This window comes from Marinobacter sp., assembly GCF_014859525.1.
Lineage (GTDB): Bacteria > Pseudomonadota > Gammaproteobacteria > Pseudomonadales > Oleiphilaceae > Marinobacter.
Window position 1 is genome coordinate 64,302 of record NZ_JACUUB010000003.1, and the last position, 11,666, is coordinate 75,967.

Here is an 11,666-nt window from a genome sequence, read left to right on the forward strand (position 1 = left end):
GCTACGCCTTTATCTATTCTGCTGGATCGTAAGCCAAACTTGGCATCAGCCACCGCTCTGCTTCGGCTTTGGAAATACCCTTTCGCTCAGCATAGTCCTCAACCTGATCAACGCCAATCATTCCAACCGCAAAATACTTGGATTCCGGGTGGGCGAAATACCAGCCTGAAACCGCCGCCGTCGGATACATGGCGAAGCTTTCAGTAAGCTCCAGGCCGATGTTACCGGTGGCTTCAAGCAGCTTGAACAGTGTTGCCTTTTCAGTGTGATCGGGGCAGGCGGGGTAGCCAGGTGCCGGACGGATACCCTGATAGCGTTCTTTAATCAGATCTTCATTGGCCATTTGCTCTTCCGTGGCATAACCCCAGAATTCCTTCCGGACCCGCTCGTGCATGCGCTCCGCAAACGCTTCTGCCAGACGATCCGCGAGGGCTTTGACCATGATGGCATTATAGTCGTCGTGCTTGTCTTTGAACTCCAGTGAAAATTCCTCGGCGCCAATACCAGCGGTGACCGCAAAGCCGCCAACGTAATCGATTTTGTCTGAATTCTCGGGCGCGACAAAATCCGACAGTGCCATCATCCGTTTGCCAGGGGCTTTTTCATCCTGCTGGCGCAGGCTATGCAGGGTGGTTAGCTCTGATGTACGGGTATCGTCGGTGTAAACCACAATGTCATCGCCCCGGCGGTTGGCAGGCCAGAACCCGATGACACCACGCGCGGTGATGCGTTTTTCTTCGATCATTTGTTTGAGCAGTTTCTGGCCATCCTCAAACAGAGTGCGGGCGGCGTCTCCACGTTTCGGATCGTCGAAAATGCCCGGATACTTGCCGGAAATATCCCAGGAAATGAAGAACGGCGTCCAGTCAATGTAATCGACCAGTTCGTTCAGGTCATACTCTTCAAACACCCGAACACCGGTAAATTGCGGCCGGGGTGGGTTGTAGCCTTCAAAATTGATCTCCGGTGCGCGTTCTCGGGCTTCTTTCAGCGACACCAGCTTGGTTCGCACACCACGGTTTTTGCGGCGCTCGCGAATTTCTTCGTATTCCGTGCGAGCCGCCTCGACGAGGGCCGGTTTGGCGGTTTTACTGAGCAACTGAGAAGCGACGTTGACGCACCGGGACGCATCCGATACGTACAGCGCCATGTCGTTCTTGTAGTGGGGCTCAATCTTCACCGCCGTGTGAGCTTTAGAGGTGGTGGCACCGCCAATCATCAACGGAATATTGAAGTCCAGTCGCTGCATTTCCCGGGCGACGTGGACCATCTCGTCAAGGGAGGGAGTAATCAGCCCGCTTAAACCGATAATATCGACGTTTTCTTTCCTGGCGGTTTCCAGGATTTTGTCGCAGGGCACCATAACGCCCAGGTCGATCACTTCGTAGTTGTTGCACTGCAACACCACGCCCACGATGTTTTTACCAATGTCGTGGACATCGCCTTTTACCGTGGCCATCAGGATCTTGCCCTTGGCTTGTTGCTCGCCGGTCTTTTCGGCCTCGATGTAGGGGATCAGGTAAGCGACAGCCTGTTTCATGACCCGGGCACTTTTGACCACCTGGGGAAGGAACATTTTGCCATCGCCGAACAGGTCTCCGACCACGTTCATACCGTCCATCAATGGCCCTTCGATAACCTCGATCGGCCGGCTGGCGTTTTGACGGCAGGCTTCGGTGTCCTCAATGATGTAGTTGGTGATGCCCTTTACCAAAGCGTGTTGCAGGCGCTTTTCAACAGGCCACTCGCGCCAGGCCAGGTCTTCTTCCTGAGTCTTGCCACCTTTACCTTTGAACTTCTCAGCGGCTTCGAGCAGGCGGTCAGTGCCATCGTCGCGACGATTCAGAACAACATCTTCGACCAACTCTTTGAGGTCTGGCTCGATTTCATCGTAAATCACCAGCTGACCGGGATTCACGATACCCATGTTCATGCCCGCTTTGATGGCGTGGTACAGGAACACCGAGTGAATGGCTTCGCGCACGGCGTCGTTACCCCGGAAGGAGAACGAAACGTTGCTGACGCCGCCGGAAATAGACGCGTGAGGGAGGTTTTCCTTGATCCAGCGAGTAGCGTTGATGAAATCCACGGCGTAGTTGTTGTGTTCTTCAATACCCGTTGCGATCGCAAATATGTTGGGATCGAAAATGATGTCGCCCGGATTGAAACCGATGCTGATGAGCACATCATAAGAGCGTTTGCAGATCTCGGTTTTGCGCGCGTAGGTGTCGGCCTGACCGTCTTCATCGAAAGCCATAACCACCACGGCGGCGCCGTAGCGCATGCAGGATTTCGCCCGCTTGATGAACTCTTCCTCGCCTTCTTTCAGGCTGATGGAATTCACCACGGCCTTGCCCTGAATGCAGCGCAAGCCGGCTTCGATGACCTCCCACTTGGAGGAATCGATCATGATCGGAACCCGGGAGATATCCGGCTCTGAGCCGACCAGATTGAGGAACGTCACCATAACGTCCTTCGAATCCAGCATGCCCTCATCCATGTTGATGTCGATAATCTGCGCGCCATTCTCTACCTGGTCCCGAGCCACGCTCAGGGCTTCTTCATACTGTTCTTCTTTAATCAGACGCAGGAACCGTTTTGATCCAGTAACGTTGGTGCGTTCACCCACGTTGATGAACAGCATGTTTTCATCACCGGTAAAGGGTTCCAGACCCGACAATCGCAATGCTTCAGGGCGTTCAGGAATCTGCCGTGGCGGGTATTTGGCGACAGCGTTGGCAATGGCTTCAATATGATCGGGGCGAGAGCCACAGCAACCGCCGATGATGTTGAGAAAGCCGTCTTTGGCGAAGCCCTCGATGATGTCGGCCATTTCTTCCGGGGTTTGATCGTATTCCCCGAATTCATTCGGCAGGCCCGCGTTGGGATGCGCAGAAACGTAGGTTTCAGCTTTGTTTGACAGCTCCTCAACATACGGGCGCAGCGCGTCGGCACCCAGTGCGCAGTTCAGGCCTACGGATATAGGTTTGGCGTGGGCGATGGAATTGTAGAATGCCTCGGTGGTCTGGCCAGACAGGGTTCGCCCGGAGGCGTCGGTAATGGTGCCGGAAATCATGATCGGCAATTCGATTCCGCTGTCCTCAAAATACTGCTGGGTGGCGTAGATGGCCGCTTTGGCGTTCAGGGTATCGAAAATGGTTTCGATCAAGATGAGGTCAGAGCCACCCTCTACCAGGCCAGACACGGCCTCGTAGTAGTTATCCACCAGAGTCTGAAAGTCGACGTTACGATAACCGGGGTTGTTGACATCCGGTGAGATGGACGCCGTTCTTGAGGTGGGCCCGACTGCGCCCGCAACAAACCTGGGCTTGTCCGGATTCTTGGCCGTGAATTCGTCGGCAATTTCCCTTGCCAGGCGGGCGGCGGCAACGTTCAACTCCCGGGCAAGTTCCTCCAGACCGTAATCCGCTTGCGAAACACGTGTCGAGTTGAAGGTGTTGGTTTCAATGATGTCGGCGCCGGCATCCAGGTAGTCTGCATGGATGTTGCGAAGCAAGGCTGGCTGGGTAAGGTTGAGCAGGTCGTTGTTACCTTGCACCTCCCGTTCAAAGTCTTTGAAGCGATCGCCCCGGAAAGCGGTTTCGTCCAGTTGCAGGTTCTGGATCATGGTACCCATACCGCCATCAAGAATAATGATGCGCTCTTTCAGGGCTTTATTCAGCTGTTCCAGGCGGGTAGTGCGATCGATCATAGGGGTTTCTTCCGGATGTCATTAAAAACGTCGTGTTTACTGTGGCGGCGCAGGATCATAGCAAAATTGTACGAGCACGTCTTAATACGGATGATCGATATCAATCGATGATCGCTGCGCCGGTGCAGCCGACCATACGTGCAAATCATTATCCGATTAATGCCCGACTATTTTACTTGGTCTTTCAAGTTCACGCGAACTCTCCTAAAATAGAGATCACATTCGATAACAGGTGGGAAGCATGGCTTTGGTAACTGTCACTGATTCCGCAAGGGATTATCTTGCGCAACTGATTGAAAAGCAGGATGTCGAAGGTATGGGCGTACGGATTTTTGTAACCCAGCCCGGCACGCGTAATGCGGAAACGTGCCTGGCATACTGCCCTCCCAATGAAGTGGTTCCGACGGATGAGCAAGTGAATCTTGAAAAGTTCACCCTGTTTCTGGACCACAGTTCGGTACCGTTTCTGGAAGATGCCTATGTCGACTACTCGAAGGATCAGATGGGCGGCCAGCTTACGATCAAAGCACCGAACGCCAAGGTTCCTCAGGTTGCCGATGACGCGCCCCTGCCGGAACGCGTCAAGTACGTTCTGGCTTCTGAGATCAACCCAAATCTGGCTTCACACGGTGGTGATGTGTCGCTGGTTGAGATAATTGAAGAGTCGGTCGCCGTGCTGAGGTTTGGCGGTGGCTGTCAGGGTTGTTCGGCGGTGAGTCTAACCTTGAAGCAGGGCGTTGAGAAAACATTGATGGAACGCGTACCAGAAATTACAGCGGTGCGGGACGTGACCGATCACTCCAACACAGAGAACGCTTATTACCAATAATTGCCTGACGTTCTGTTAAGCCGTTGCCGCCGTTACAGGCTGGCAGCGGCTGCCGCAGATGCCTTTCGGCCGTGGCTGCGCGGCCAATGTCCCGTTTCTCGGAATCCCCCATTATTCATGGCATTAACCTTGCCGATGCGCGACCTGTTCGTCGCGTCATAAACACAGTGACTTCAGCGGCACTGACGTCACCTGGACTGAATTCGGGGTAACACTTGCTGGACTTTACTCTCTTGTCTGTACCGGTTATGGCAGCCGTTGTCGGTTGGTTTACCAACTGGCTGGCGATACAGATGTCGTTTCACCCGGTGCGATTCGTCGGTATTGGTGTGATCGGCTGGCAGGGTGTGATTCCGCGAAAAGCGGAGAAGATGGCCCATATCTGTATTGACCGGACCCTGCAGCAGTTCGGTGATCTTAATTCGGTTTACCAGAGGCTCGAGCCGCAGCGCATTGTGGAGCAAGTGCTGGCTCAGGTTTCGCCTCGCATGGACGAGTACATCGATGAGGTAATGTACGAAGTCCAGCCGGTGCTTTGGGATAATCTGCCGTTGTTTGTCCGGGCGCGCATATACCAGTGGGCACGTCAGCAGCTGCCGTCTCGAATTGAAGAGCTGGTAGAAGACTTCGGTGACGATCTTGACGAGCTGGTGGACCTAAAGGCGCTATTGAGCCGAGAGCTCCAGAACCACCCGGATTTAATGAACCGGATATTCCGTGAGGCGGGCTCTGTTGAACTGCAGTCGGTTATTAATCGTGGTGCCATTATCGGTGGTGTGCTGGGCGCGATCCTGGCGCCGCTTTGGCTGATCTATCCGCAGCCCTGGGTGTTACCGGTTGGCGGCTTTGCGATCGGTTTTATTACCAACTGGGTTGCCATTAACCTTATTTTTGCGCCCTTGCGGCCCAGAAGAATTCTGTTCTGGCGGGTTCAGGGCTTGTTTCTGCGCCGCCAGGAACAGATCAGCGACACCTGGGCCCGACTGGTCGCAGGCGAGCTGATCACCGTTGAAAAGGTTGCGGACGCCATGATCAACGGGCAGCAGGGCTCAAGAACACGGGCGATTATTCAAAAGCATCTGCGCCCGATGCTGGATAACTCAATTGTTATGAAGCTGGCAGCTCAGGTTTCCGTCGGCATGACCGGCTATACCGATCTAAAGCGAGTGATGAACCAGAAAGCCGTGCTTGCAACTCGGGATGTCTTTAGTGACCCCGAGTTTAATCGGGAGCGTGCGCCGGTGGTGGCCAGCGTGCTGGCGGGGCAAATGAAATCGCTCCGACCGGAGGAGTTTCAGGACATTCTAAGGCCGGCGTTTCGTGAAGAAGAACTGCAGCTTATGTTTGTGGGCGGGCTGTTTGGTGCTGTTGCAGGTTTGATCCAGTTTGTCGCCGTGAACCAACTGGCGTTGCCGCTGGTGGGTGGTTAACGAGAGAGGTTAAGTGATGCCGGTATGGGCTTTGATGATCATTCAGGTTGTGTTGACGGTTGTCTCTGTGGCGGCCGTTTTGTTTGCGTTCTGGTATCTGGTGGTTCGGCCGTGGCTAGCGGCCAAAGTCCAGGAGTTGATTGAGGCGGCCGGCGAAGTTGAGCCGAAAATTGCCCAGGGTGTTCAGAAAGGGGTGGCCGATGCGGTGCGGCAACTGCCTCAAAACGCCTGGGATGGTGCCACCAAAGAGTCTACCAAGCAGTTTATAAAGTTTGGCTCCAACTTGTTTGAAAATGGCCTCAGCAGCTTTCTGGGCGCCGCTGCTGAGCCTCACAAATCCAAACCCGAAACCCGCGATAAACCGCGCAATCGCGAAAATACCTGATCAGAGGCAGTTGGTCGGTCGGGGCAACCCTGCAATCCGGCAGGCGGTCTTGGCCGGCGTGCCCGGGAATAATTGCATCAGGTAGATGCTGTTACCTTTCTCTTCGCCCATGGCTTCTCTGATGGCTTTTACAAACAGCCGGTTAGAGGGTGGCGACATCTCATGCTCTGCATAAAAATCCCTCAGGAACCATAGGATTTCCCAGTGTTTTTCAGATAGAGATATCTCATCGTCCTGGGCGATGAGGTTGGCAATCTCTGGGGTCCAGCGGCCAGCATCCTCCAGAAAGCCTTCATTGTTGCGGGCAGGGGTGTTTGTCATGGCGTTACCAACTGATGATCCGTGCGTATTGCTCAGTGAGTCTTACCAACTGCTGATGATCAATCTGTTTTTCAACGGGCATGGCATCTGAGAGCCCTCTGGCTTCAATGTCTGCACCAAGGGCGACGGTGCCTTCGGGAAGCTTTGTATCGGCGTCAGATGCGGCCAGAACGGCGTTCTCGGTTAGCACAAGAGTATCTTGGTTGGTCAAGTTGGCCAGGCAGGTGATAAATCGGGAGTGCCCGGGTGCTTTGTTGAGGATGTGAAGAGTGCCAGGGTGCAGTGCAGGGCTCATAATCTCGATATCCTATCCGGCAAAAACAACATGGTCGTATTGTTCAAGAAGGTGATTGACGGACCCGGCCATTGTTATCCCCTTAACTCGGCTGTCGGGGTCTGGTAAAAACCGCTCGCAAGCCGTTTGTTCCGCAAAGAGTTGCTCTATGCCAAACAGCGGTGCGGCGGAAAGGTTTTTTTCCAGGGTCTTTTGGCCTATACCTGCCGCATTCTGCGCTCTGCGTAGCCAGGCCACTCCCGCCCCGATAAACAACAACGCGGCGGGTTGATCGAACGCCGCCAGAGAAAACGCCATGTCGAGGGCCTCGCGGCCTACCCAGGTGCCATAGGGTGCCTGGTCGATCACGATCAGTGTGGTCATTTCAGGCGCTCCCATGAAAGTACAGTACCCGGTCGGACGTCAGGGTGCTGTCTACCCATTCACCAAGACCCGCAATCTGAAACGGTGCTCGCAAATTGTGGGCAGACAACTCGTAGCGCGCCTGCTCGCGCTCATCAACCAGGCCGCGCCGCAGGGCGGAAGCAATGCAGGCTATGCCAGGAATCTGGTGTTCGGACAGAAATTCGGACCACTGCTGTGGCCAGTGTGGTTCGTCTGAAGGCGGTGCGCTCAGGGCAGAGGCGAGATGAACGCCGTCACCGTAAAGAAATACCCGATCCAGCCGGTGGCCGGCGGTAATGACGGCGCGGGCAAAAGCCAGACTGGTCTGGGCAGCCTGGGATGACCAGGGTGCTCCGGTGATCACCAGAGTGTAGGAAAGCGATGTTGACATAATTCCAGAGCCGGATACGCAAGTGGAGTAAGAACCAGAGTGTACCTAAAGCAGAAACCCCGACCAAGGCCGGGGTTTCTGAAGGCGTGAAAACCTGTGTTGATCAGTCGTTGCCGGTAAAGGCACCAATCAAATGCATCAGGCTGACAAACAGGTTGTAAATGCTCAGGTACAGACCGGTCGTTGCCATCAGGTAGTTGGTTTCACCACCGTTTACGATACGGCTGGTATCGTAAAGGATGAAGCCAGACATCAGGAACACCACCGCCGCGCTCAGCGCCAGGCTGAATGCGGTGACTTCTACACCGAACAGGCTCGCAACCAACGCGCCAATCATGCCGACGATAACAACCATCAGGCCTGCAACCAGCATGCCGCGCATGAAGCTGAAGTCTTTCTTGGTGGTCAATACGTAGCCGGACAGGCCCAGAAACACAACGGCTGTTCCGCCGAGTGCCTGGGTAACGATCTGGCCACCGTTAGAGAACTGCAGGTAGTGCATCATGATCGGGCCGAGCGACAGCCCCAGAAGGCCAGTGAAGGCGAAGACAACAGCGATCCCGGCACTGCTGTTAGCGGTACGTGGCAACACAAACCAAATCAATGCCAAGGCACCGAGACTGCACACCAGGCTTGCGCCACGGCTCATGCCGATGCTCATGGATACTGCTGCCATTACGGCACTGAACAGCAGGGTCATGGCCAGCAGCATGTAGGTGCTTCTCAGCACTTTCATCGCTTCCGCACTGATTTCGGCGGTCGCTGAACCCTTGGCAATCTGGATGCCACCTCGATTTTGCTGGACGTTATACTGTCTGTTTTGCATTCTCATCTCCGGAGTTAGTCGAACGTCTGGGTAAAGAAACACCTTAATTTTAGCGTTTCCTTCCTTCCCTTTAAAACCTGAGGTCCATAATAGTGTTGTATACGCAACTTTCAATCAATTACGACAGTTAATCACCGATTCGATTCCATTAAACCCCCGTAATATTGCTCGCGCCTCCACCAGAACCATCGGAATTTACGATGTTTTTTGTTCAGGGCGTTGACAGTATAAGCAAATCCGGTATTATTTGCCCCGCTGTCGCAACGGCAGCAGTGGATAGGCGCTATCGCAGCTTCTATCAACAAGACGGTGGGCTGGCAGAGTGGCTTAATGCAGCGGTCTTGAAAACCGCCGACGGTTAATAGCCGTCCCGGGGTTCGAATCCCTGGCCCACCGCCACTTTTTATCATTCTGCAAGACGCCTGCTACGCACAAGTACCACCTCTCTCCGTAGAAACTACCTAACGGCATCCCGTACACTAGCGTTTGAACCGTTTCTTTATCTGCAGGTGGGGGTATGGACCAGAATCAAAAGTCAAAAACCGATCTCGACCGCGAAAGTCGCCGTTTTGCTGTCTCAGCTAACCGTGGCAACGCCAGCCATCGGGTGCGTTATGTCGAATCCGGAGGTGCCGCGGTGGATAACGAAGAGTGCACATTCTGCCAAGCTGTGCCTGACCTGTCGGATGAGCAAAAAGTTAAAGCCACTCGAGTAAGTGGCCGCACGAACGCCAGCGAGTGCACTGATAGTGACGCTCAAACAAACGACGCTCATTTTGAGCGGTAGCAAGATCCGTGATCTCAAAACGAACTCGGGTGCCGGGTAGCTGTTGGGCCAGAGCGCTGCAATCCAGGCTCGGAACAACTCCTGGCTTGGGGTACCCGCCAATCGTTTGACCGTCATTAAGCAGAACAATCGGTTGTCCGTCGCCGGGAACCTGCACTGCGCCTTGCGCAATCCCCTCTGAGAGTATTCCCGGTGGTGGTGAATCCATTGCCGGCCCCTGCAAACGAAAGCCCATCCGGTCGGATTGATGACTGACGGTATAAGCGCTGTGAGTGAGCCGCAATATGTCGGAACGCGCAAACTGGTGGTACTGATAGCCGGGAATAATCCGCAAACGGATGTCAGCAGACAACGCGGGACGGCACGCGATCGGCACCACGCGATCCGGCCGTGTATCATTTGATTTTAAAGCGGCGAGTTTGTCACCGGCCCTGATCGGGTCGAGTCCGGCGATGCGCTCCCTGATTACTACGGATCGACTGCCAAAGTGTAAGGGTGCGTCCAGTCCACCTGGTAGCGCAAGATAGATCAATCGATGACTTGCTGAATGGCCGATGGTCAATTCATCGGCGTCGTTCAGGTTCAGGGTTTGCCACATCGATACCGGTTGACCATTAACGGCAACCGGTGCTTCAGCGCCGGTCAGTGCGATCTGCAACTTGCCCCTGGTAACCGCGTGAAAGCCCCCCAGTACGATTTCCAGACAGGCGGCGTTTCTTGGGTTGTCGAGTAATTTGTTAGCCCAGCTAAAGCTGCGTACATCGAGGGCACCGCCGCAAGCCAGGCCATGATGTCGGTAGCCCTGTCGCCCAGAATCCTGGACACTGCTGAGCACGCCTGGCCTGATGACCTCCAGCCAGCTCATGGTAATCGTGTCTCGGTCAGCTTGCCCCCGGCGGCCAGAAAATCTTGCCGGCTAATGGCACAAAAGCGGACCCGATCGCCAACCCTGAGAAGCGATAGCGTGTCTGGATCAAACAGAGTGGTGGGGCAACAACCAATAATTTGCCAGCCGCCGGGAGATGCTTGCGGATAGACCGCCGTTTGTCGGTTTGCAATCCCGACACTGCCGGCGGGTACCTGTTTGCGCGGTGTTTGCTTGCGAGGTTTTGCAATCGCAGGGTCCACTTCGCCCATAAAGGCAAAGCCGGGCGCAAATCCCAGGGCGTGAACCCGATACTCGATCGCGGTATGACGACGAATAATATCCAGCATATCCAGGCCAGTCTCTGCGGCTAACCACGCAAGATCTGGCCCTGATTCGATGCTGTAATAGACCGGAAGTTCAACAAGCTTGCCAGTTGGCGGCTGCTTGATGTCGGTTTGGAAGTCTTCAGTGCTCATGATGGTTTTGAGCCTGGAGGTTACGTCTCGAAAATCCGCTAACATGGGATCGTAGACCACGAGCAAGGTGGCGTAAGAGGGGATGAGGTCTTGTAACCAGGGAAGCTTTGCGTCACGAAGGGATTGGCTGAGCCTGGCAATCCGGGCGGGCAAGGTGTCGTCGATGGCTTCCGCCAGAGTGATCAGTACTGCATCTTCCGACACCGGTTCGATCATTATCCAGCGTTACCAAAGGCCCGACGGATTGCTTTAATGGCCGCTAGTGCTGCGGCGTTGTCGCCATGAACACACAGGCTGTCTGCGGGTAGCTCAAGCCAGTTACCGGTGGCACTGTATATGCCCCCTTGTTCAGCAAAGGACCGGGCCTGGCGGACAATGATTTCCGGGTCTTCGTGCACCGCACCGGCCTCGCGCCTGGAAACCAGCTGGCCATCGTCATCGTAGGCGCGGTCCGCAAAGGCTTCCAGCAGTAGAGGTATTCCAGCGTCTGCAGCCAACTGCTGATGGTCTCTGTAATGCCGTGTAACCGGGATCATCAAGGGCAGGTCCGACCGGAAGGTTCGGGTTGCGACCATCACGGCGCGCAGCAGATCTTTGTCCCGCATCATGTCGTTATTCAGGGCACCATGGGGTTTCACGTAGCGCAGGGTTAACCCTTCTTTCCGGCACATACCCTCCAGAGCTCCCAGTTGATAGAGCAGAAGCGCTTCAATTTCCTCTGGTGTGTGGGTAATAGAGCGACGACCGAACCCTGGAAGGTCGTGGTAGGAGGGGTGAGCGCCGACCTCTACGTGGTGTTGGGCCGCCAAAGCAAGCGTCTGGCGTATAACCATAGGGTCTGCGGCGTGAAAGCCGCAGGCCACATTGGCCATATCAATCAGCGGCATGACCTGATCGTCCTGGCCCATCTGCCAGGCGCCGTAACTTTCACCCAGATCGCAGTTCAGTTTCATGCCGCCTAA

Annotated in this window: 12 protein-coding genes and 1 tRNA gene; 4 read left to right on the forward strand and 9 right to left on the reverse strand. The window is 54.9% G+C overall.

Annotated elements, in window-relative coordinates:
• Window positions 1-13: 13 nt before the first annotated feature.
• The gene (metH, locus tag IBX51_RS01710) at window positions 14-3,712 is read right to left on the reverse strand and encodes a methionine synthase (RefSeq protein WP_291828044.1); all 3,699 of its coding nucleotides are present in this window, start codon (window positions 3,710-3,712) and stop codon (window positions 14-16) included.
• A 241-nt stretch (window positions 3,713-3,953) separates the two neighbouring features.
• Between metH and nfuA the strand changes: the two genes are divergently transcribed.
• From nfuA to IBX51_RS01725, 3 genes are all read left to right on the forward strand, one after another.
• Window positions 3,954-4,541 carry a Fe-S biogenesis protein NfuA gene (gene nfuA / locus IBX51_RS01715; protein ID WP_291828047.1) on the forward strand — a complete coding sequence of 196 codons (588 nt, stop codon included), beginning with the start codon at window positions 3,954-3,956 and terminating at the stop codon, window positions 4,539-4,541.
• Window positions 4,542-4,789: 248 nt separating this feature from the next.
• Window positions 4,790-5,971, forward strand: coding sequence for a hypothetical protein (locus tag IBX51_RS01720; protein ID WP_291828049.1), 1,182 nt, complete (start codon window positions 4,790-4,792; stop codon window positions 5,969-5,971).
• 16 nt (window positions 5,972-5,987) lie between these two features.
• Window positions 5,988-6,356, forward strand: coding sequence for a hypothetical protein (locus IBX51_RS01725; RefSeq protein ID WP_291828202.1), 369 nt, complete (start codon window positions 5,988-5,990; stop codon window positions 6,354-6,356).
• On the opposite strand, the gene IBX51_RS01730 is transcribed toward IBX51_RS01725, so the two are convergent.
• From IBX51_RS01730 to IBX51_RS01750, 5 genes are all read right to left on the reverse strand, one after another.
• Complete coding sequence (locus tag IBX51_RS01730) at window positions 6,357-6,677, reverse strand: TusE/DsrC/DsvC family sulfur relay protein (RefSeq protein WP_291828052.1); 321 nt, start codon at window positions 6,675-6,677, stop codon at window positions 6,357-6,359.
• Window positions 6,678-6,681: 4 nt separating this feature from the next.
• Window positions 6,682-6,972 (reverse strand): sulfurtransferase complex subunit TusB, encoded by a 291-nt coding sequence (gene tusB, locus IBX51_RS01735; protein WP_291828054.1) that lies wholly within the window; start codon window positions 6,970-6,972, stop codon window positions 6,682-6,684.
• A gap of 12 nt (window positions 6,973-6,984) precedes the next feature.
• A complete protein-coding gene (locus IBX51_RS01740) occupies window positions 6,985-7,335 on the reverse strand; it encodes a DsrE family protein (RefSeq protein WP_291828057.1) in 351 nt (116 codons plus the stop codon).
• Between the two features lies 1 nt (window position 7,336).
• Window positions 7,337-7,747: a sulfurtransferase complex subunit TusD gene (tusD, locus tag IBX51_RS01745; RefSeq protein ID WP_291828062.1), complete on the reverse strand. Its 411-nt coding sequence runs from the start codon at window positions 7,745-7,747 to the stop codon at window positions 7,337-7,339.
• A gap of 103 nt (window positions 7,748-7,850) precedes the next feature.
• Window positions 7,851-8,573, reverse strand: coding sequence for a Bax inhibitor-1/YccA family protein (locus tag IBX51_RS01750; protein ID WP_291828065.1), 723 nt, complete (start codon window positions 8,571-8,573; stop codon window positions 7,851-7,853).
• Between the two features lie 308 nt (window positions 8,574-8,881).
• On the opposite strand from IBX51_RS01750, the gene IBX51_RS01755 reads away from it, so the two are divergent.
• A tRNA-Ser gene (locus IBX51_RS01755) sits at window positions 8,882-8,972 on the forward strand.
• Between the two features lie 299 nt (window positions 8,973-9,271).
• Here IBX51_RS01755 and IBX51_RS01760 read toward each other — a convergent pair.
• Genes IBX51_RS01760 through IBX51_RS01770 form a run of 3 tightly spaced genes read right to left on the reverse strand, consistent with a single transcriptional unit; the run spans window position 9,272 to window position 11,657 of the window.
• Window positions 9,272-10,225 carry a biotin-dependent carboxyltransferase family protein gene (locus tag IBX51_RS01760; RefSeq protein WP_291828067.1) on the reverse strand — a complete coding sequence of 318 codons (954 nt, stop codon included), beginning with the start codon at window positions 10,223-10,225 and terminating at the stop codon, window positions 9,272-9,274.
• On the reverse strand, window positions 10,222-10,920 hold the full coding sequence (pxpB, locus tag IBX51_RS01765) for a 5-oxoprolinase subunit PxpB (protein WP_291828070.1): 699 nt from the start codon (window positions 10,918-10,920) through the stop codon (window positions 10,222-10,224). The genes IBX51_RS01760 and pxpB overlap by 4 nt, the downstream gene beginning before the upstream one ends.
• The gene (locus IBX51_RS01770; RefSeq protein WP_291828073.1) at window positions 10,920-11,657 is read right to left on the reverse strand and encodes a 5-oxoprolinase subunit PxpA; all 738 of its coding nucleotides are present in this window, start codon (window positions 11,655-11,657) and stop codon (window positions 10,920-10,922) included. The genes pxpB and IBX51_RS01770 overlap by 1 nt, the downstream gene beginning before the upstream one ends.
• Window positions 11,658-11,666 lie beyond the last annotated feature (9 nt).

Excerpts from the sequence above, each read along its gene's own strand:
- IBX51_RS01730 (WP_291828052.1), bottom strand. The coding sequence starts at position 6,677 with ATGACAAACACCCCTGCCCGCAACAATGAAGGCTTTCTGGAGGATGCT.
- IBX51_RS01770 (WP_291828073.1), bottom strand. The coding sequence starts at position 11,657 with ATGAAACTGAACTGCGATCTGGGTGAAAGTTACGGCGCCTGGCAGATG.
- metH (WP_291828044.1), bottom strand. The coding sequence starts at position 3,712 with ATGATCGATCGCACTACCCGCCTGGAACAGCTGAATAAAGCCCTGAAA.
- IBX51_RS01725 (WP_291828202.1), top strand. The coding sequence starts at position 5,988 with ATGCCGGTATGGGCTTTGATGATCATTCAGGTTGTGTTGACGGTTGTC.
- pxpB (WP_291828070.1), bottom strand. The coding sequence starts at position 10,920 with ATGATCGAACCGGTGTCGGAAGATGCAGTACTGATCACTCTGGCGGAA.
- tusB (WP_291828054.1), bottom strand. The coding sequence starts at position 6,972 with ATGAGCCCTGCACTGCACCCTGGCACTCTTCACATCCTCAACAAAGCA.
- IBX51_RS01740 (WP_291828057.1), bottom strand. The coding sequence starts at position 7,335 with ATGACCACACTGATCGTGATCGACCAGGCACCCTATGGCACCTGGGTA.
- tusD (WP_291828062.1), bottom strand. The coding sequence starts at position 7,747 with ATGTCAACATCGCTTTCCTACACTCTGGTGATCACCGGAGCACCCTGG.
- IBX51_RS01750 (WP_291828065.1), bottom strand. The coding sequence starts at position 8,573 with ATGCAAAACAGACAGTATAACGTCCAGCAAAATCGAGGTGGCATCCAG.
- IBX51_RS01720 (WP_291828049.1), top strand. The coding sequence starts at position 4,790 with ATGGCAGCCGTTGTCGGTTGGTTTACCAACTGGCTGGCGATACAGATG.
- nfuA (WP_291828047.1), top strand. The coding sequence starts at position 3,954 with ATGGCTTTGGTAACTGTCACTGATTCCGCAAGGGATTATCTTGCGCAA.
- IBX51_RS01760 (WP_291828067.1), bottom strand. The coding sequence starts at position 10,225 with ATGAGCTGGCTGGAGGTCATCAGGCCAGGCGTGCTCAGCAGTGTCCAG.